This window comes from Oceanobacillus chungangensis (assembly GCF_003369565.1).
Lineage (GTDB): Bacteria > Bacillota > Bacilli > Bacillales > Amphibacillaceae > Oceanobacillus > Oceanobacillus chungangensis.
The window spans coordinates 85,424-105,242 of the sequence record NZ_PIOD01000010.1; the positions used below are offsets into that span (position 1 = coordinate 85,424).

A 19,819-nucleotide genomic window follows, 5' to 3' on the forward strand; every position below is an offset into this window, starting at 1 on the left:
TAATACTATACAATTTTTAACAATCTATAAATTTGTTTTAACCTAAACATATCATTTTCCTATTTTTATATTAAAAATAGCGAACTATCTAAGATAAATAATATCTTTCAAATCAAAGACTTTATCGGTTGAACCTAATCTTTGTGCGGGAGTGAGTTCTTTCCCATCGGCGGATTTATAGGTTTCGCAGAAGTTATAAAAGGTTCTAAGAATGGTTAAAGCGTATTGAACATACTTTGGATTGAAGTTAGCATAAATATAGCTCTTACCATCGCCTCTTGCGGTCATCAAGGGTCTTTCAAATTTAGCATAGTAATTAGCAGCTAATTTAGCAACCTAATTTTCGCCTTGAGAATAGTTATTGTCACTCTGCTATTTGGTATGCGATTTCAATTGCTATTTTACCTATATTTTAACATAAAATACCGATATATAGACAAAAATAAAGGACTAAATCAGTGTGCGATTTAGTCCTCTAATTACTATGCTATTTTGAATGTTTCTCCACAAAAACTGAACTATTTATTTAAAAAGTCAGCCTTTTTTGCTGCAAATTATAAGTAAAATCATACAGTGCTTAAAAAAATGTCGAAAATACTTGATTTTTGTTGCGCTTACATATAAAATAAAATTATAAATTTAGTTTGTTTACTAAACAAACAATATATTCTAATAATTTTATGAGAATTAAATACTAGCAAGTTTGTGTAAAAAATCCATTAAATGATAACGGTTAATTAACATAGAAGGTGAAATGAAAAAGAAAATTGCGACGTAGTATAAGCGGAAAGATAGTGTAAGCATTATAAAATGAAAGCGTATTAGTAATGTTATCATCTTAGGGGGGAACATGATGCGTCCATTTGGTATGCGTGATAAACTTGGTTATTTATTTGGTGATTTTGGAAACGATTTCTTCTTTATGCTGGCAAGTTCATTCTTAATGGTATATTATACAGATATTTTTGGAATTAATGCTGCAGTTGTTGGGGGACTATTCGCAGTTGCACGATTATGGGATGCAGTCGCTGACGTTGTATGGGGCAGATTTATTGACACGAGAAAATCTGGAAAACACGGGAAATTCAGACCATGGATATTCCGGATGTCCTTCCCGCTTGTTTTCTCTGGTGTATTGATGTTCGTATATATTCCAGGAATGCCGGATGGTTTTTATTTAGCATATGCATTTGTAACGTACATTCTTTGGGGAACGCTTTATAGTACCGTCAATATTCCATACGGATCGATGGCTTCCGTTATCACTGGAAATTCAGTAGAACGTACAGCATTATCTTCTTATCGTGGTTTGGGAGCTGCGTTAGCAGGTATCATTGTAAACGCAGTTACACCATTAATCGTATTTAAAAATAATGAGGCTGATGCAGGTGGTTTCTTAACAGCAGCAATTATCTTTGGGATTCTTGCGCTAGCATGTTATATGGCTTGTGTAGGCTTAACAACAGAACGAATTGTTGCGCAAGTGAATGATAGTGAGAAAGTTAGCCTACGCTCAACAGTTAAAGGGCTTGTAAAAAACAAACCATTGATTGCTATTTTGCTAGCATCACTTCTTTTCATGGTAAGTATATTGTTGATTGGTACTGTAAATGTGTTTTTGTTTAAAGATTACTTTAGTAATACGGCAGCGTTAAGTATTATTGGCGTGATTCAAACCGTAGCAATGATTGTGGCAATGCCATTTGTGAAACCATTAGTTTCTCGCTTTGGTAAAAAAGAAACAGTATCAGCAGGGATCCTGCTTTCCACTGTTAGTTATGGCATTTTATATTTATTACCAAGCGTAACAACGACCCAATTCATCATTATCGCAGCATTTGGTATGTTCGGATTTTCATTCTTCAATCTCGTAGTTTGGGCGTTTGTAACGGATGTTATCGATTATCATGAGCTGATCACAGGGTTACGCGAGGATGGAACAGTTTATTCAATTTACTCTTTCGCACGTAAAGTCGGTCAAGCAATCGCTGGGGCAATAGGCGGTGTGGCAATAACTGCGGTAGGTTATGATTCTGCTCTTACAGTACAAACCCAGGCGACCCTTGATGGCATATATAATCTAGCAACACTTATACCAGCAATTACCTTTTTAGCAGTATTCTTAATTCTAGTATTCTTATATCCATTGACTAAACAGCGTGTTAGCAAACTCTCAGCTGATTTAGCGGAAAAGAGAGAAATGGAAAAATAATAGAGATTACTCGATTGAATCAATTGAAACGCCTCTTTACTATCGTCTAGTAGTAAAGAGGTGTTTGATTTTTAATTAAAAATTTTTTAAAAAAAGTATTGCTATATTAAGCGCTTACATTTATTATAAGATTATAGTTAGTTGGTTTGCAAAACAAACTTTCAAACTAGCTTCATATTGATCTGGGCAGAAGATCAAAAGAGAAAGAAATACACAGTTTTTTTAAAAAATAATCAGTAAAATGAAAGCGGTTGATTAATCGGAGGGGGATAATTATATGTCAAGTACAGTATTGGATAGTGGGTTGAAGTATAATCGATCAAAATTATGGCAAATCGCATTTTTTACATTGAATAACACCGCAACAAATATTTACTTATTTTTGATAGGCTTCTTATCTTATTATGCAGCTGGCATTGCTGGATTAGCAGTTGTATTAGTTAGTACGCTTTTGGGGGCTGCAAGGTTATTTGATGGGTTAATTGATCCGGCGATAGGTTATATTATCGATAAGACAGAGACCAAATTCGGTAAATTTAGACCTATAATTATAAGTGGAAATATTATTACAGCTATTTCAATTTTAATGATTTTTGCAACACATTTATTGCCAGATGGTTTTCGGTTAATATTTATTGTATTTGCATTAGTCGTTCATAAAATTGGCTATTCACTACAAACCTCTGCTACAAAAGCTGGACAAACGGTTTTAACAAATGATCCGAAACAGCGTCCGCTTTATATGGCATTTGATGGCGTATATAATATTTTCGTTTTCACTGTTGGTCAGTTTTATGTTGCGAATTATTTGATAGGAAAATATGGCGACTTTACATTGGGTTTATTCATTGAATTGGTTGCTACCGTTATGATACTTTCAACAATATTCACTATCCTTGCTGTCATCGGCATATCAAGTAAAGATAGAAAAGAATTTTATGGGTTGGGCGAAGATACAGTTGAGACAAAATCTTTCCGCGATTATTGGAAAGTTATCAAGGGAAATCGTCAGCTGCAGTTGCTTACAATATCAGCTTCGATGGATAAATTAGGAAACTCTCTTGGCAGAGAGGCTGTAGTAACTGTTATGCTTTTCGGTATCCTGCTTGGCAACTATGGACTAAGTGGTACGATTGGGTTAATTACAGTTATACCTGGATTGCTTATCACCTTCTTTGTTACTTGGCTTGCAAGAAAAACCGGACTTAGAAAATCATATCTTACATCTGCATGGGTAGGCTTATTGTCATATTTAGCGTTTATTCCGTTATTCTTATTAATTAAGGACCCGACTGTTATCTCTCTTGAAAATATCGGCTTTGTAACCATCCTGTTTATTTTATTGCGTACTTTTGCACAAGGATTTGGTGGTGCACCGACAACGCTTGTAGTGCCAATGATTGCTGATGTTTCAGATTATGAAACTGCTAAATCAGGACGTTATGTTGCTGGTATGTTTGGGACAATCTTCTCCTTTATTGATCAACTAGTGACATCACTTGCACCAATTATTGTCGGTTTCGTTGTAGCGGCAGTAGGATTCGGCGATGCCTTCCCGACTGTAACAGATACGTTAACAACTCCATTATTTGCCGCAACACTCATTCTGGCATTTGGAATACCTGCATTGTGTTTATTGATTTCTGCAATCACAATGCACTTCTATAAGCTTGATAGAAAAACTATGGAAGATGTTCAGGATAAAATTGCGGAAGCGAGAAGAAAAAAGTCTATATTCTCTGACGAAAATGCTATATAATAAATATAGTAAGGGCTATACCGGTTGATTTCATTCGGTATAGTTCTTTTTATTATTTGGGCTGTGTCTAACTTTGTTTTTTAGAAATAAAGGAGCATTTTCCAATGTAAAGTCGAAAACGCTCTTATATAGCCGAATGCAGTATCAATTAGCCTTTTTTATTTAAAAAATTGTGCTATCGCTCTTGGAATTAAGAGAAGCAGTTCACCAATCGTCAATGCGTTATCCACTTTATCGATTTTTTCATCAATTGCATCCCTATGTACCGAGACATTTGAAATCGTATCTCCTTGAATAGGCTCCACACCATCTTTGAATCTAATACGAAGTGATTTTCCACTTTCAAAATCGGAAGAATCCATCACCTGAAAATGCAAATGGGGCTCGGAAGAGTTTCCAGAATTACCACACTTACCAATGCACTGGCCCTGCTTAACGAGATCACCTGCTTGAACTTGGATTGAGTTCTTTTTTAAATGTGCTAATAAACTATATTCTTTCTTTGAATGTTCAATTATGACATAGTTTCCACCTGGGTTTTCTGCGTCCATTTCCCCAGGGATATTATCTTTAAATCCATCGATAATTTTAATAACCTTTCCATCTGCTGGGGCTATAATTTCCTCATTAAATGCATAGAAGTTTTCATTTAGAATTTTTGTATTTCGGTAAGATAAACCTTCATTTTCTTTTACTAAATCATATGCATATCGCTGGCTTTCGTATATATAATGATAATTGATTAATTCATTTGCTCCGCCCCAAAAGACAAACCATTCACCTTTTATTGGCATATAATAAGTATTTTTAGTGTATCGCTTGTCACTTTCTGGATATGTAATAAATGGCTTTAAATACAGACGCTGTATTTGTTGATGCTTATCGAAGGAGATGGCAATTGCCTTTTCTTTTCGATTATCTAACCAAATATAGTGATTTAGTTCTTGTAAACGTGATTTGTATTCTAATTGATAGTGTTTAACACCTGTATTAAATGGGGCTGCTAACGCAATAAATTGTTCTATAGATATTTGCTGTTGAAAGTCTTTAGATGTACAATGATAAAGTTTTTCGAAATCTTCGTTTTGAAATATGCTCCCAAAATCTTCAGGGTTAATAGATCTTAAAGTCAATAATAAAACCTCCTAAGTTTTTCAGTGAAACAATAATTATACTTTAATACGAAATAAGGCTTTGAAAGTTTCGGTAATTAGTTTTATTTATCTATGGGAATTTGTTTTTATTTCATTAGTGTAGTGTTTTAAAAATAGAGGTGTAACGATCAATTCAAAAATTATGTATATAAATAACAGAACATTTCATTTAATTTTAACAGTAAGAATTAAAACAATGCTGTTGAAAAGAAAAGCGCTTCCTTGTATCATAATAGTATGAATTTAGTTTGTTTAGTAAACAAATCAAAATATCCAGAGCGATTAACAGGGAAAAGTATGATTTGGTCACGATGAATTTAACGAAAGCGCTATCGCAAATCATGTAATCGCATACTAGAATGTATACTAATTTTTTGAACTTTTTAGGAGAGCGGTAACATGCTAATGAATTAGGAGGAATGAACATGGAGTGGATTATTGATAATATGCCGATTATTTCGGTAGTCATTGGGGTAGCACTGCTTCTATACTTAAATATGCGATTGAAGCTTAATAGTTTTATCGCTTTATTAATTTCTGCGATATTTGTGGGGATTTTAAATGGAATGCAGTTAACCGAAGTTTTGGAAACGATTAAATCTGGATTCGGAAGCACGCTCGGAAGTTTGGCACTGATTATTGGATTTGGCGCAATTCTAGGTAAGTTAATGGTCGATTCTGGAGCTGCACAGCGAATTGCATCAACGCTCCTAGAGAAATTTGGAGTGAAGAAAGTAGAATGGGCATTAATTATTATTGGCGCTGTATTTGGGATATCTGTCTTTTATGAAGTTGCCTTTATGATTCTAGCTCCACTCGTAATCAGTATTGCGATTGAAGCGAAAGTGCCATATTTACGTCTTGGAATTACAATGGTTGCTGCGACAACGCTAGCACATAGTATCTTCCCGCCACAAGCAGGTCCAACTGCACTTGTTGCAGCATATGGCGCAGATATGGGAATGGTATATATTTTTGGTATTATTGTATTTATTCCCGCAGTCATTGCAGCTGGAATTATATTACCAAGGCTATTAAGGAACTTGGATCATCCTGTTCCAGAGTTAATGGAAAAACCAAAAGAATTCACAGATGAGGAGATGCCTCGATTTGGGATTAGCTTATTAATTCCATTGATTCCAGCAATTATGATTACTGCAGCAACCATTATGAATTTATTCATTGATGAAGGTACAAGCCTTCATGAAATTGTAAACTTCCTTGGAAGTGCTGAAGTTAGTCTATTACTAGCAGTATTAATAGGGATTTATGTATTTGGACTCCGGACTGGTCGTAATATTTCTCAAGTAATGGATACTTTTGGGGATGCTTTAAAGGGGATCGCGTTAATTATTTTCATTGTCGGTTCTGGCGGTGCGTTTAAAGAAGTAATTCTTGAAGCGGGTGTTGGTGATTACATTGCGAACATGATGCAAAATACAAGTGTTTCGCCATTAATTATGGCTTGGTTCATTACTGCATTGATCCGAATTGCAACGGGTCAAGGGGTTGTATCTGCTATAACAGCGGCAGGGATTGTCGGACCGCTAATTGATACATTCGATGTAAGCCCTGTCTTAATGGTGCTTGCTACAGCGGTTGGTAGTAATACAATCACACATGTAAATGATGCATCGTTCTGGTTGTTTAAGGAATACTTTGGTTTAACGATTAAGGATACGTTTAAAACTTGGGGACTTCTCCTTTTAACGACTTCTGTAGTTGGACTTGGTGTTGTCTTGACCCTCGATTTATTTATATAAACTAGCTACTATATAGCCTTAAGTGTAAACGGAGTATATATCATTTGTATATGCTCTGTTTTTTGATTTAGTAGAATGATAGAAAGGGTTATGTAAAAAAATTTATATTACTTCAAGAAAACGCTTGCTTTATTAATCGCTTTCAAATATTATAAAGATAAAGTTAATTTGTTCAGCCAACAAATTAATTGAATTTGTTAGATAACTTTCTAGTAAAAAGAGATCAAATAGGGGGATTGGCGGTAATCGAATGATATTCACCTTCGTTCGCTTGTGAATGCGCTATCAAAATATAGATACTACGATTTATTATCGTAAATGAAGAATATATTGTTAAGAAATAAGGAACATTCATATTATGTGATGAAGCTGAATATAAATGACTGGCAACATATGTAGGACAGTATAAAATAAGCAATTTATTAAGAAATAAAATGAATACGATATCAATATTTAGTTTATTGGGAAAACAAACTAATGGTTAGTCATCATGAAAATGTTGGAGGGGAACAGAAATGGCAATGGATAAAACACGCCCATTTGGTATGAGGGATAAGCTCGGTTATATGTTTGGTGATTTTGGTAACGATTTCTTCTTTATTCTAGTAAGTTCATTCTTAATGGTTTACTATACAGATGTTTTTGGAATTAATGCTGCTATTGTTGGGGGTCTATTTACAGTTGCGCGATTATGGGATGCGGTTGCCGATGTTACTTGGGGGCGATTTATTGATACGAGAAAGGCTGGAAAGAATGGGAAATTTAGACCATGGATTTTCAGAATGTCATTCCCACTTGTTATTTCTGGAGTGTTAATGTTTGTTCATATTCCAGGTATGTCAGACGGATTTTATTTGGCGTATGCGTTCGTGTCTTATATTCTTTGGGGAACACTGTATTCAACAGTAAATATCCCCTATGGTTCGATGGCGTCTGTGATTACTAGCAGCCCTGTGGAACGTACATCTTTATCGAGTTATCGTGGACTTGGTGCTGCCTTAGCAGGTATCATCGTAAATGCAGTAACACCATTGATTGTATTTGTCGATAATCAGGCAGTTGGAAGTCGTTTTCTACTAGCTGCTATTATCTTCGGGGTTCTGTCTATTGCCTGTTATATGGCATGTGTTACGATGTCAACTGAACGAGTCGTTGCCCCAGAAAATAACAAAGAATCAAAAGGTATGGGGAAAACAGTGAAAGGTCTTGTGAAGAACAGACCGTTAATTGCTCTCCTACTGTCATCCTTAACTTTTATGGTTGGGTTAATGCTGATCGGTACTGTTAATGTATTTCTATTTAAGGATTATTTCAGTAATACAGCAGCCCTGAGTATTGTGGGTGTGCTACAATCAGCGGTAACATTTATTGCGATGCCACTAGTAAAACCATTAGTATCTAAGTTTGGAAAGAAGGAGTTGGCATCTACTGGAATATTGTTATCGGCAGCGATTTACTTATTACTATACTTCCTGCCTAACATAACAGTTATTCCGTTTATTGTCCTGATGGCATTTGCGATGTTCTTCTATACATTCTTTAACTTAGTCGTTTGGGCATTTGTAACTGATGTTATTGATTACCATGAATATTTAACAGGGTTACGTGAAGATGGTACGGTTTATTCGATTTATTCCTTTTCTCGAAAAGTCGGACAAGCAATTGCTGGTGGTATAGGTGGTGTGGCGTTAACAGCTGTTGGATATAATGAAACTGCGAAACTGCAAGCAGGAGAAACCCTTGATGGAATTTATATGTTATCAACGTTAGTTCCAGGGCTAATTCTTCTCGCGGTGTTCTTAGTACTTACTTTCCTATATCCATTATCGAAAAATCGCACAAACCAGCTTGCAGCAGACTTAGCTGAGAAGAGACAAGCGAAGATTGATGCAGAGAAATAATCAGTGATTGGCAATGGATTCTAGTTTTATATCTATCTACCGAATTCGGATCATGAAGTGATTCGTTATCAGGACGATTATTATTCAAGTTGGATAATAATCGTCCTCTTTATTTAGATATCATTCGGGGAGTGACAGGCACTTGAAAATTATTCACAAGTTTCATAGAATTTTATCGAATCATACTGTAAAATGAAAGTAACAACAACTGGAAAGAGAAAAGGAATGTAGCGGATGACTTATCGTGTTAATTTATTTAAGTTTTTTTTCTCCATGGATGATCATTTATTTCGTATTCAGAAGGCGGAGAAGATTAACAACCTATGGAAAGTTAGTGGATTACTCTTACTCTGTAGTGTGATTATTTATGCTTGGATGGCATATTTAGGAATTGGTACGAATTTAATTTCAGCGAATGCTGTAAATTTAACAGAGGCACAATATGAATCTAGTAAATTCTGGTTCATAATCGGTCGGGCGGCATATGGATTACTATTTTCTGTTATCATTTTATTTTTGCCAAGCTTGCTTTTTTATTTATTAACAGATATTCCGTATCAAAAGCTCATGATAATGCAACAGATGGTGTTAGCAATCATGCTAGTAGAACGAGTAATATGGATTCCACTCGCAACATTGATTGGACTAGATTGGTATGTATCACCACTATCGTTTGGAATAATTGCATCCTATCTGACGGAAACACCATGGGTTATTTACTTTTTTGGGGCAATTTCATTATTTCAGTTCAGTATTATATGGTTGCAGGTAAAATATTTAGGGAAACTGTCAGTAACTAGAAAATCGCTGATATGGTTAACTGTCATTTTATTGCATTTAGTCAGCTGGTGTCTTGCTGCGGCTATTGCCTTTACTGATTCTTATATGATAAGTGGGTGGTTTAATTGATGCGAAAAAGAGCGATGCAACTACTCATCGTATTATTTATTGGCGCTAATTTTCTACTTGTTTATTTGGATAAAGAAGGGAAAGTCGAGCGGACGGCGTATATCAATGAATGGAGCGAGAGCTTTGATGCAGATTTAGCCGATAAGCTTTACACTCCAGGGGTTCTAGCGTCTGCTAGTGAAGAGCAGCTTTACTTCGACAAAAACTTAGGAAGTTTCAAAGATTTCTTAATTGGCGAAGGAGAAACTGTTTCAGCGGGAACGCCATTATATACATACGAGGTTCATAATTATTATGAATCAGAAGCTGATTTATTGAACGAGCAGGATAAACTAGAAGAAGAGGCAGCAGCAATCGAACTGGCAATTACGGAAATGGAGCGTTATCGGATTCCGATTAGTACGACAAGAGTACCAAATTCTTTTACACTGACAGAGGAAGAGTTAGAAATTGAATTTCCGGAAAGCACTGTCGATGCGACGTTATTGAAGGAACAATTCATTGTCGAAAAGGAAAAAGAATTAGCACAGAAAAATGCCGAATTGACAAGCATTGAGAATCAGTTAACAGAACTGCAGACTACGGGCGATACGATTACGGTTGAAAGCCCATTTGAAGGAAGAATTAAGTCGATTGCGACCACCCTTGAGGATCCAATCATTACGATTGAAAGTGCCGATTTACATGCGGTGGGTGAACTGACAGAAAATGAACGCGTGAGAATCGAACAAGGCTTACCAGTCGAAATAATGCTAAATGAAAAGGAAGCTGCATTGACTGGTATCGTTGAAACCGTAAGCGAATCTCCTAAAAAGTTAAAAATTGAAGGAGAAAGTATATACCCATTTGACATTACTCTTGATGAAGCTGCAGAGGTTGAGGGGTTGCTTCCTGGTTATCATGCTGATTTAGCGATTATAATTGAAGAAGCTTTAGGAGCAACAACGCTTTTCCAGAATGTGATTTTTACAGATTCTGTTTGGAAAATGGCAGAAGGCGGCCGACTGGTGAAACAACCGGTTGAAACGGGTATTCATATGGATGATATGGTAGAAATCACTTCAGGTATTAGTACTGGTGAATGGATTGCAGAAGAACCGACGAGACAATTTCGTGAAGATGCAACATTTATCACTCCGTTAAAAACATCACCAATCACGAAAGAATCACTAAAAGTGGATTGGGCGAGAGGTTTAATCACAGGAATATTATCGAGATAATAATGGAGGAGTTGGCTAGCGTGCCGACTCCTCTTTATATATTACATGATCTTCTGCAATTTGCCTTTGATGGTATAAAACATTCAATGAAGCTCCGATCATCAAAACAATCCCTGTTAGGAAGAACCAGATCATTAAAACGATAATCCCACCAATACTTCCATAAGTAGCAGAATAGTTTCCGAAATTACTAACATAAAAGGAAAATCCGATGGTTAATATTTGCCAAAGAATACTAGCAGACACCGCTCCAGGTATAATATGTTTGAACGGCATTTTCTTGTTTGGCGCAAAGCGATAAAGACAAAGTAAGAAAGCAGATAATACGACAATACTAATTACCCACCTACCGATCTGCAGTAATAATGTCATCTCGTTCGTGATTCCTAAATAGGAACTGAGGAACTCTACAATAATGTTTCCGAAAACGGGCAATAGAATTGCAACAATGAGTGCGAGTATCATTCCTAGCGTTAAACCAAAGGCAATGAGTCTTACAATGATAAAGGAACGGGTTTCCTCGACCTCATATGCTTCATTCGATGATTTAATAAAAGCATTGACACCGTTCGATGCAGACCAAATTGCCCCAATTATTCCGACTGTCAAGAGCCCGCCACGTGGTGTTTCAATAAAGCTGACAATATTCTCTTCAAACATCGATGCAAACTCACCGGGTACGAAGGATTGAATAAACTGTATTACCTCACCCGCATCGATATTAAAATAAGGAATAATGGCAAAACAAACGATAAGTAATGGAAAAACAGCCAGTAGATAATAATAAGCCTGTGCTGCAGCAAGGAGCGTGATATTGTCCTCTTTAAACTCCCTCATCAAACCAGTAGCATAGTATCTCAATGTTGACATCTTCATTCCCCCAAAGTAATTTGCTATCCCTATACCCGTAAACCACTTTGTTCAATCTTTCTCTCGAATAAAAACACGTTAACGTTTTATTTATGGGGACAAGTGGTATAATATCTCTATAAGAGCGTGTTCATAAGGGAGGTATCTACATATGGAAATAATTTACTTAGCGATTCTTCTATGTTCCATTGGATTTGCGATAGCAGCAATTTATATTTCTTTAGTTTTAAAGCGAGTGGCCGATGTCACGAAATCACTTGGAACAACCTTAAAGGAAGTTGAACAACAATTACGATATATTACCCCACAATTAAGTAGCTCGATCAGAGAGACGGCGAAGCTAGTAGATGATACGGGGGAGAAGATGAAGGCAACGGATAGTATTTTTGATTCGATTGATAATGTTGGAAAATCCGTTCAATCGCTCACAGAAGCATATAAAACGAGTACGGCTAAGTTAAACAATGAACAATTCCAGGAAAGCTTGAAACCGATTGTTGAAGTGCTGAAATGGAGTGAAGCTGTATCTCAAGTATTTTCAAAATGGAAAAAAAGACCAACCCGCAGAAATGAAGTAATGATTCGAGAAAAGACAGATATTGTACCAGTAAATACAGGGAATGAGGGATACTAGATGACATTAGTTGGAATAGGTGTATTACTTATAGGCATTGCATTTATTGTGCTAGCTATTTTTATTGGACATGTGTTAAACAATCTAGCGGGTGTGCTGCAAGGAATGGATAAAACAGTACAACAGCTACCGAAGCAACTAGACGATATCTTTAAAGAAACGGGAAACATGATTAATGAAAGTAACAATACATTAGTTGACGTAAATGACAAATTAAAACAGTTAAGCCCGTTATTCTATGTTATAGGTGATGTTGGGAATGTAACGAGGAAATTCTCTTCTTCATTAGTAGATGTTACGGATTCGATAAAAACGAAAACCGAAGAAGGAAATGAAATAACTGAGAAGAAGAAGCTTGGTGGCATTTATGGTACCTTCGCATTAGGGTACTACTGGTTGAAGAAACGTAAGCAGGCGAAACAGGAAGAAGGAGCTTTTTCGAATGAATACAAATAATCCAGAGCTAGTAGTACCTGCCGTTTTAGCAGGTTTATTAGGTGGTGCAATACTTGCGCTTGTCGACAATAAAGCGACAGGTCGCTTGAAGGAAGAAAAACCTTCAATTATTGAGAGGTTAAAGCAAGCAGAGCATAAGTTTTATTTAGATGGCATGGAGCGCGCGGATCAGATTGAAGAAATTAAACGGGAAGTTGATCAGGCCGTAACATTATAAGATTTTGCTAAAAAGGATGTCCGCTGATTGGTGCAGTGCGGGCATCCTTTTTTAATGGAATATGAAAGTATAAAAATTTCCTTATTTCAACTCTCGTGACAATAGAGGTCATGTCCAGCTTTAGCGCCCGTGCTCCTAGCGAGACTTTCCTCACCTTCATATGATAAGAAGACTTGCCGATTCGTGAAACCAGAGGCTTAGTCGAACTTATTCCCTTGCGGTGAAAGTCAACATCGATTCGCTTATGCTCCCAAAGAGTTTCCTTTATCTCTGAGATCTAGAGAAAGTTATACTTAAGGTCGCCACTTCATGTGGCAACGTCGAACCACCCCACATCCTGTGGGGCGCAGTCCGTACATCGCTAAACGGGAACTTCCGCTTTTGATCTTATTTTTTACCATTCTTGAATAAGAAATACCCTAACGTTAACACGCCGTATAATCCTTCTAAGTTCTTGTTTGTAGCGAGTTTATTAGCAGATGCTGTTTTTGTCTTTGTTTCATCGGCTACATTGACAACTAATGAGCTTAGATGGTTCGTGGCTCTTCCAAGGTTACCTACTGTGTAAAAGAGTGGGCTTAATTCTTTGATTTGGGTGTTCACTTGATTTAATGTTTCCACACTCGTTCCCATTACCTCTTTTGTTTGTGAAGTTAAATCGGAAACCGTTTGTGGTAACTGATCTGTCGTTTTTTGTACGCTAGTAAGTACACCTGCTAAATTAAGCAGTGGTTTTATTAACACGAGAACAAGTACTAAAAGTGCAATGCCGATTACAAGTACGCCAATTCCTAACCAAGTCATCTTGCTGGCCCCTTTCCATTATGTGTAATCCATTACTATTATTCTACCCATTATTTTAATTATAGTAAACTTTTCTAATTAAAAATAGCGCAATGTCCTCGTGAATTTGTCATAAATCCTAATCTTGTCCCATAAAATAATGGAGCATGAGTTAGGGGGGATGATATGAAACGATTGAATAAACCTATTTTCTGGGTAATTGGTGCTTTATTATTAGCTGCTCTCATTTTCTATCCTATTGATAAAGATAATCCAGCTTCGAATTCTAATTTCTCGATGCCACTTTCGGGTAAAGTGATTGTGCTTGACCCTGGTCATGGTGGCCCAGATGGTGGTGCGGTTGGTTCAGATGGTACGCAAGAGGATGATATCGCCTTAAAAGTCTCGAAGAATCTGCAGAATTACTTACAGCAATCAGGTGCCATCGTCTATTTGACGAGGGAAGAAGATAAGGATTTAGCTGCGGAAGGTACGAGTGGGCTATCTAGAAGAAAGTCGGAGGACATTCGTAATCGGCTGCAATTTATTCATAGTCACGAAGCAGATTTCTTTTTGACGATTCATTTAAACGCGTTGCCATCAAAGCGTTGGCGTGGTGCGCAAACCTTCTATTATCCTAGCCTCGAAGAAAATAAACATTTGGCAACGATGGTTCAGGAGGAAATCATTCGTAATTTGGAAAATACGACACGAGAGCCATTAAAGATTAATGGAATCTATTTGTTAAAGCATGCAGAGATTCCAGGTGCATTAGTGGAGATTGGCTTCTTGTCGAATGAGGAGGAACGAGAATTACTGAAGCGTACGAGCTATCAAGAACAGATGGCTGCTAGTATTTATGAAGGTATTTTACGGTATTCGACAGAGGAGATAGAGGAAGGGGAATGAAAAGGGATTCATTTCTCTTAGATTTCTCCCTATTTATGTTATACTTACAATGTATAACGATGAATAGGGAGGCACGGTCATTGTGATAACAAAAGAAGAAGTTGTTCAACTATTGAACCCGGTAAAAGATCCGTTTTTACATATAACCCTGGAAAAAACTGGGGGAATTAAGCAAATCACGATTAAGGAAGAGAAGAAACATATTAGTGTAAAAATCGCTATTTCAAAAATGAATACTGCAGAACAAATGCAATTACAACAAGAGATTGTTGGCATTTTAAAGAAAAATGGAGCAACAACAGTTGGTCTACGCTTCGAACAGCTGCAAGACGACGTCATTCGTAAATACCAGCCTGCAGCCGAACAAACGAAGGAAACATCACTGCTAGGTGGAAACACGAAAACAAAATTTATTGCTGTAGCAAGTGGTAAGGGGGGCGTTGGGAAATCAACGGTAACTGTAAATTTGGCAATGGCTTTAATGCGACTAGGTAAAAAGGTAGGAATCATTGACGCAGATATTTATGGATTTAGTATTCCAGACATGATGGGAATTGAAAATCGTCCTGCTGTTCGCGGGAAGAAAATTATTCCTGTGGAACGTTTTGGGGTACAAGTTATTTCAATGGGCTTTTTTGTTGAAGATAACTCACCAATCATTTGGCGTGGACCGATGCTTGGGAAGATGCTGAATAGCTTTTTCTCCGAGGTGGAGTGGGGAGATTTAGATTATCTTGTGCTTGACTTACCACCAGGTACAGGAGATATTGCAATGGATGTACATGAACTGCTTCCTTCCTGTAAGGAGATAATTGTTACGACTCCACATCCAACAGCAGCATTTGTTGCGGCACGAGCTGGACAAATGGCGATTAAAACGAATCATGAGATCCTTGGTGTTGTAGAAAATATGTCTTATTTTGTTAGCAAAAAGACTGGTGAAAAGGAGCATGTTTTTGGAGAAGGCGGCGGCCAGAAGCTAGCGGATGTACTTGAAACGAAAGTGCTTGGACAATTACAATTACAGCAACCATATATGGAAGAGGAAGTATTTGCACCATCTGTATACCAAGAGGATCATCCAAACGGAAAAGAATATCATAAAATAGCTGCGAAAGTGATTGCGAAAATGGAAGAATAAAGGAGAGCGCCCTGTGATGGGTGCTCTTCTTTATGTTCGACGGCTGACGAGGGGCTGGCTGCTGGTAAATACCGATATATTTGGAAAGACGCCGATATATTTGGCGAACACGCCGATATAATGTGGAAACTCGCCGATATATACACTCTTTACGCCGATATTCGACAAAAATAGGGAGATGCGCATCCTCACAGAGTATTGCGAAGATTATTGTCCGCCACCCCCTCCACCTTGAGAACCACCGCCACCACCTGACCCGCCGCCGGACCCGCCTCCAGTGCCTCCGCCTGACTTACCACCACTACTCTCTTGCTTGCTTTTCGCCTGCTCTTCTGCAGCTTTTAGCAATATTTCTTGGATCTTCGCTTGAAAGGTTGGTGTTTCTAATGTCTGTTGGATTGTTTCTTCCAGATAGGAACGGAATTGCTGGCTTTTTAAAAGGGTAAGGTTTTGTTCTTTGATTTCTGGGTTTTGTAATAGCTCGAGCATGAGTTTTTGATATTCGGCATCGCTCATCAATTTTTTCATGAGTTTCTTCTGTTCTTCTTCCATTGATTTCGCATATTCCTCGACAAATTTCGGATCTTTAAACAGGGTGGACCACATTTCGGCACCTTTCTCGGAAACGAGAGTTTCATTTATTGCTTTCTTAACAACATCGGATTGAATGACAAGCTCTTGCTTCATTTTCTCCTCTGCCAAAATTTTACTAAGCGACTTTTTCCCTTCCTCCGTTTGCAATATATCGACAACCATTTTCTTTGTTTTCTCATAGTCAGCTTCACTGTTAGAGGAACCTCCACCGGCAGCAGCACAAGCGGTTAATATGATAAAGCATAATCCTATAATGGTAATAAGCATGTTGCGATTCATTCGGAATTCCTCCTTCCATATCCTTAATATGAGTGACAAAATAATAAACTATTCACTTCTTTAAGGAAAAAAGTATTCTATCGTGATAAAATACATGTAATGTAAACATCGACCTGAATTAGGAGGATTTCGATTGAATAGTCGCAAACTGGTGAATTTTTTATTTAAAACGCTTATCATTGGTGGGATTGCTGGGCTAGTCATTAGCTTTTTTGTACAAGCAGATGTCTATGCCGCGAATTTAAGTCCATTTAATTTTATGGAAATACTTGGGCTTGTCTTATTCAATATCGGTTTAGGATTTACCTTTAGTGCACTTAGTATGACAGGATTTTTTGCTTATTTATTTATTCATCGATTCGGCCTAGGTTTCTTTCGCTCTTTCTGGCCGACAGTGCAAGTTTTATTAATCGCATTTATTCTATTTGATTTGGTCTATTTCCCTTATAAAGCAGCGGATGGGGAGACTTCAATTCTTTGGTTTATATTAATGGCCGCGGTTCTTCTTGTATACGGTTTAATTATTGCGCGGATTAAAGCGAAGGAAACGAATAAACAAGCATTTATTCCTGCTTTGTTTTTAATGGTTGTGATGACGACGATTGAGTGGGTACCAGGACTGCAAACAGACGGTTCGAATTATGCGTGGCTCATGATTGCGCCACTGCTTGCATGTAATACTTATCAATTGCTTGCATTACACCGCGTAACGAAAGTGGATGAAAAGGAGAAGACAGAAAGAACGAAGAGAAAAAACAACCCTACTTCACCTAAACAAGTAGGGACGAGCAAAGCATAAGGGAGATGCCTCTAAGAAATTAGGGGTATCTTTTTTCTATATATAAGGGAAACTATTGGTTAGTGATATTAACTAAGTTCGATAAGGATTATTCCACTAATTTTGACTCGGCATGTGCCTGATTAATTAATTCCGTTATTGATACAAATTCGAATCCTTTATTTTTCAACCCAGGAAGAATCGTTCTTAGTGCGCCTGCTGTTTGTTTAGCAGAGTCAGATGCATGTAGTAACAGAATATCACCATTCGTTGTTTGCTTCATAACTTTATCGACAATCACTTGTGTGCCAGGGTTTTCCCAGTCATTGGGATTAATATTCCAATGGATGACCTTGAAACCGAGTCCTTCTGCGAGCTCTAATATTTCCTTATTAAAATGGCCACTCGGTGTTCGAAGAAGTGTGACATCTTTGTATCCAAGCTTCTTGAAGACTTCCTTTGCATAATGTAAATCCTTCCTCACCTGTTCGAGCTCTTGATCAAGATAACTCTTATATCTGTATCCAAGCATTCCCAGCTCATGCTTTCCTTCTGAAATCTCTTTCAAGATATCTGGATGGCGCTCTGCCCATTCCCCACTAACGAAGAAGGTAGCTTGTACTTCCTGCTCTCCCAGTTGTTCCAGTATATCCAATACACGTTCCTCACCCCAGCTTATATTAAAGGTGAGACCAATATTTGGTTCATCGCTATTTCCCTTCGTGAGCGCAACCGACTCTTCTTTCGAAAAAACTGAGAAGCTGCCATTTTCATTTATCCAAAGAAGGATAGCGGTAAGCAATGCAATACCGGGAAGAATAAGCCAGCGTCTCCAGCGATTGAATTTCCAGACATAAAAATGATTCATTTTTTCCCCTCCAGTTCAATCTCGTGCTTTTATATAGTCTATGAAGGAAAAATATTAAATATGAACAAGCCCTATTAATCAAGAGTTAGTTTTTCTCCGATGTTACGAGTAGTTTCACCTCAACATAGAAGGAAAAGTTAAGGAGAGAAAAGTACGCTGATTGAAGTTTTCTTTTATTAAGAAGAAGGGAAATTCTTGCAAAAAGATGGATGAATTGGCTGGAATTTGGGGAATAGTATAGGCGTCGGTTGAGAAGTGTAGATGATTACGAATGATTGTCTAAACACGAACCGACAAAAACCGTCAATAATTGCGAATGGTATGAGTAATAAGTAGAAAAATGATATTACTCATTTACGAAAATAATTGAATGTGTATAGAAAGCTAGAGGTGAACTGGATGTTGGGACTGCTAATTAATGAAATGGAGCAAAAGGAAATTGAATATTTATTGAAACGTGAGTTAGAGGAATTACTATTCGATTTAGAGGATTCCCGAATCGATCAAAAGATGAAGGAAGCAATGCGTGTACGATATCATAAATTATTTCAATTGCTTAGAAGAGTCGTGAATGAGCAGGAATGTTTGAAATACATGCCGAAACAGACTGAAAATTTGTAGTGCAGTATAGGGCCTCTGTATGTATTCATCCATATAGAGGCTTTTAATTTAATATTGTTATTAAAGACTGACGGATAGACTCTGACTGGAATAAGTACTATATAGAAGAAAGTTGTGCAAATAGGTTGTCCAGTTATGCTGGTTTAATAATGGTGGAATGTATTGCTACTAGTTTTAAGTGTTCCTGGTCCTATCATAGTCAGGGAGAATTACTCTGCTAGAGATTCCGCCGAGATGAATGTTTTGGATCCGGCTGACTACTACTAATGTTTTGATTGTGCTACAAAGCCCGTAACATTAAGGAGTGGCCAAACGTTAAAGGTTTAATATAATGTTCTATATTCGATTGATTAATAAATTGTACACAAAATAAAAATTAATTTTAATTATCGGTCTTTATTTTTTCTATTGAACTTGTATTTTATCTATGGTATATTTATTTCTGTTGTCACATTTACGAAATGTAATTAATTCTTACGAAAAAAATTACAAAAAAGATGTTGACAGCAAATGCGGAATATGTTAAATTAGAATACGTCGCTGAAAACGACAAACGAAATAATTGATCTTTGAAAACTGAACAAAACAACCAGTATGTCAACGAAAAGAAACTTGTTTTCTTTTCAACAAAACAAGAAGGTAACACTTCTTAAAGCTTGAGACTTATGAAATTGATTGGTGTCAATTTCATTTCAAACACTTTATTGGAGAGTTTGATCTTGGCTCAGGACGAACGCTGGCGGCGTGCCTA

The 19,819-nt window shown here is 37.1% G+C and carries 18 protein-coding genes and 1 pseudogene; 13 read left to right on the forward strand and 6 right to left on the reverse strand.

Translation table 11 applies throughout. From position 1 onward, the window contains the following. Positions 1 to 84: 84 nt before the first annotated feature. Positions 85 to 315 (reverse strand): annotated as a pseudogene (locus tag CWR45_RS09910) (insertion element protein); the annotation flags it as partial. 538 nt (positions 316 to 853) lie between these two features. Here CWR45_RS09910 and CWR45_RS09915 point away from each other — a divergent pair. Next, positions 854 to 2,212 (forward strand): MFS transporter, encoded by a 1,359-nt coding sequence (locus tag CWR45_RS09915; protein WP_245975399.1) that lies wholly within the window; start codon positions 854 to 856, stop codon positions 2,210 to 2,212. Between the two features lie 277 nt (positions 2,213 to 2,489). Continuing rightward, the gene (locus CWR45_RS09920; protein WP_115749712.1) at positions 2,490 to 3,971 is read left to right on the forward strand and encodes an MFS transporter; all 1,482 of its coding nucleotides are present in this window, start codon (positions 2,490 to 2,492) and stop codon (positions 3,969 to 3,971) included. Positions 3,972 to 4,129: 158 nt separating this feature from the next. On the opposite strand, the gene CWR45_RS09925 is transcribed toward CWR45_RS09920, so the two are convergent. Then, positions 4,130 to 5,104 carry a M23 family metallopeptidase gene (locus tag CWR45_RS09925; protein ID WP_245975400.1) on the reverse strand — a complete coding sequence of 325 codons (975 nt, stop codon included), beginning with the start codon at positions 5,102 to 5,104 and terminating at the stop codon, positions 4,130 to 4,132. Between the two features lie 446 nt (positions 5,105 to 5,550). Between CWR45_RS09925 and CWR45_RS09930 the strand changes: the two genes are divergently transcribed. The 4 genes from CWR45_RS09930 (at position 5,551) to CWR45_RS09945 (ending at position 10,918) form a co-directional block, all read left to right on the forward strand. Next, complete coding sequence (locus CWR45_RS09930) at positions 5,551 to 6,888, forward strand: gluconate:H+ symporter (protein WP_115749713.1); 1,338 nt, start codon at positions 5,551 to 5,553, stop codon at positions 6,886 to 6,888. A 515-nt stretch (positions 6,889 to 7,403) separates the two neighbouring features. Next, positions 7,404 to 8,789: an MFS transporter gene (locus tag CWR45_RS09935; RefSeq protein ID WP_115749714.1), complete on the forward strand. Its 1,386-nt coding sequence runs from the start codon at positions 7,404 to 7,406 to the stop codon at positions 8,787 to 8,789. Between the two features lie 234 nt (positions 8,790 to 9,023). Continuing rightward, positions 9,024 to 9,698: a hypothetical protein gene (locus CWR45_RS09940; protein ID WP_115749715.1), complete on the forward strand. Its 675-nt coding sequence runs from the start codon at positions 9,024 to 9,026 to the stop codon at positions 9,696 to 9,698. After that, positions 9,698 to 10,918: an efflux RND transporter periplasmic adaptor subunit gene (locus tag CWR45_RS09945; RefSeq protein ID WP_115749716.1), complete on the forward strand. Its 1,221-nt coding sequence runs from the start codon at positions 9,698 to 9,700 to the stop codon at positions 10,916 to 10,918. The genes CWR45_RS09940 and CWR45_RS09945 overlap by 1 nt, the downstream gene beginning before the upstream one ends. A gap of 15 nt (positions 10,919 to 10,933) precedes the next feature. Here the strand turns inward: CWR45_RS09945 and CWR45_RS09950 are convergent, their stop codons facing one another. Further along, positions 10,934 to 11,788 (reverse strand): YihY/virulence factor BrkB family protein, encoded by an 855-nt coding sequence (locus CWR45_RS09950; RefSeq protein ID WP_115749717.1) that lies wholly within the window; start codon positions 11,786 to 11,788, stop codon positions 10,934 to 10,936. Between the two features lie 151 nt (positions 11,789 to 11,939). On the opposite strand from CWR45_RS09950, the gene CWR45_RS09955 reads away from it, so the two are divergent. From CWR45_RS09955 to CWR45_RS09965, 3 genes are read left to right on the forward strand one after another with little or no spacing between them, the layout of a single operon-like run. Further along, entirely contained in the window at positions 11,940 to 12,422 is a 483-nt protein-coding gene (locus CWR45_RS09955) for a DUF948 domain-containing protein (RefSeq protein ID WP_115749718.1), read from the forward strand. Next, on the forward strand, positions 12,423 to 12,878 hold the full coding sequence (locus CWR45_RS09960; RefSeq protein WP_115749719.1) for a DUF948 domain-containing protein: 456 nt from the start codon (positions 12,423 to 12,425) through the stop codon (positions 12,876 to 12,878). It begins immediately after the preceding gene. Beyond that, positions 12,865 to 13,095, forward strand: a complete 231-nt coding sequence (locus tag CWR45_RS09965) for a hypothetical protein (protein ID WP_115749720.1) — start codon at positions 12,865 to 12,867, stop codon at positions 13,093 to 13,095. The genes CWR45_RS09960 and CWR45_RS09965 overlap by 14 nt, the downstream gene beginning before the upstream one ends. Positions 13,096 to 13,482: 387 nt before the next feature. Here CWR45_RS09965 and CWR45_RS09970 read toward each other — a convergent pair whose 3' ends face one another. Next, positions 13,483 to 13,899 carry a DUF948 domain-containing protein gene (locus tag CWR45_RS09970; RefSeq protein WP_115749721.1) on the reverse strand — a complete coding sequence of 139 codons (417 nt, stop codon included), beginning with the start codon at positions 13,897 to 13,899 and terminating at the stop codon, positions 13,483 to 13,485. Between the two features lie 165 nt (positions 13,900 to 14,064). On the opposite strand from CWR45_RS09970, the gene cwlD reads away from it, so the two are divergent. Next, positions 14,065 to 14,787 (forward strand): N-acetylmuramoyl-L-alanine amidase CwlD, encoded by a 723-nt coding sequence (cwlD, locus tag CWR45_RS09975; protein ID WP_115749722.1) that lies wholly within the window; start codon positions 14,065 to 14,067, stop codon positions 14,785 to 14,787. A gap of 82 nt (positions 14,788 to 14,869) precedes the next feature. Next, entirely contained in the window at positions 14,870 to 15,928 is a 1,059-nt protein-coding gene (locus tag CWR45_RS09980; protein WP_115749723.1) for an Mrp/NBP35 family ATP-binding protein, read from the forward strand. A gap of 207 nt (positions 15,929 to 16,135) precedes the next feature. Here CWR45_RS09980 and gerD read toward each other — a convergent pair whose 3' ends face one another. After that, complete coding sequence (gene gerD / locus CWR45_RS19630; protein ID WP_147294832.1) at positions 16,136 to 16,801, reverse strand: spore germination lipoprotein GerD; 666 nt, start codon at positions 16,799 to 16,801, stop codon at positions 16,136 to 16,138. A gap of 133 nt (positions 16,802 to 16,934) precedes the next feature. Between gerD and CWR45_RS09990 the strand changes: the two genes are divergently transcribed. Continuing rightward, the gene (locus CWR45_RS09990) at positions 16,935 to 17,600 is read left to right on the forward strand and encodes a KinB-signaling pathway activation protein (protein WP_115749724.1); all 666 of its coding nucleotides are present in this window, start codon (positions 16,935 to 16,937) and stop codon (positions 17,598 to 17,600) included. 88 nt (positions 17,601 to 17,688) lie between these two features. Here CWR45_RS09990 and pdaB read toward each other — a convergent pair whose 3' ends face one another. Further along, positions 17,689 to 18,447, reverse strand: coding sequence for a polysaccharide deacetylase family sporulation protein PdaB (gene pdaB, locus CWR45_RS09995; protein ID WP_115749725.1), 759 nt, complete (start codon positions 18,445 to 18,447; stop codon positions 17,689 to 17,691). 399 nt (positions 18,448 to 18,846) lie between these two features. On the opposite strand from pdaB, the gene CWR45_RS10000 reads away from it, so the two are divergent. Beyond that, positions 18,847 to 19,068 carry a hypothetical protein gene (locus CWR45_RS10000; protein WP_115749726.1) on the forward strand — a complete coding sequence of 74 codons (222 nt, stop codon included), beginning with the start codon at positions 18,847 to 18,849 and terminating at the stop codon, positions 19,066 to 19,068. The last annotated feature ends 751 nt before the right edge of the window (positions 19,069 to 19,819 follow it).

Coding starts and splice junctions, on each gene's coding strand:
- CWR45_RS09915 (WP_245975399.1), top strand. CDS start 854: ATGCGTCCATTTGGTATGCGTGATAAACTTGGTTATTTATTTGGTGAT.
- CWR45_RS09920 (WP_115749712.1), top strand. CDS start 2,490: ATGTCAAGTACAGTATTGGATAGTGGGTTGAAGTATAATCGATCAAAA.
- CWR45_RS09930 (WP_115749713.1), top strand. CDS start 5,551: ATGGAGTGGATTATTGATAATATGCCGATTATTTCGGTAGTCATTGGG.
- CWR45_RS09935 (WP_115749714.1), top strand. CDS start 7,404: ATGGCAATGGATAAAACACGCCCATTTGGTATGAGGGATAAGCTCGGT.
- CWR45_RS09940 (WP_115749715.1), top strand. CDS start 9,024: ATGACTTATCGTGTTAATTTATTTAAGTTTTTTTTCTCCATGGATGAT.
- CWR45_RS09945 (WP_115749716.1), top strand. CDS start 9,698: ATGCGAAAAAGAGCGATGCAACTACTCATCGTATTATTTATTGGCGCT.
- CWR45_RS09950 (WP_115749717.1), bottom strand. CDS start 11,788: ATGTCAACATTGAGATACTATGCTACTGGTTTGATGAGGGAGTTTAAA.
- CWR45_RS09955 (WP_115749718.1), top strand. CDS start 11,940: ATGGAAATAATTTACTTAGCGATTCTTCTATGTTCCATTGGATTTGCG.
- CWR45_RS09960 (WP_115749719.1), top strand. CDS start 12,423: ATGACATTAGTTGGAATAGGTGTATTACTTATAGGCATTGCATTTATT.
- CWR45_RS09965 (WP_115749720.1), top strand. CDS start 12,865: ATGAATACAAATAATCCAGAGCTAGTAGTACCTGCCGTTTTAGCAGGT.
- CWR45_RS09970 (WP_115749721.1), bottom strand. CDS start 13,899: ATGACTTGGTTAGGAATTGGCGTACTTGTAATCGGCATTGCACTTTTA.
- cwlD (WP_115749722.1), top strand. CDS start 14,065: ATGAAACGATTGAATAAACCTATTTTCTGGGTAATTGGTGCTTTATTA.
- gerD (WP_147294832.1), bottom strand. CDS start 16,801: ATGAATCGCAACATGCTTATTACCATTATAGGATTATGCTTTATCATA.
- pdaB (WP_115749725.1), bottom strand. CDS start 18,447: ATGAATCATTTTTATGTCTGGAAATTCAATCGCTGGAGACGCTGGCTT.
- CWR45_RS10000 (WP_115749726.1), top strand. CDS start 18,847: ATGTTGGGACTGCTAATTAATGAAATGGAGCAAAAGGAAATTGAATAT.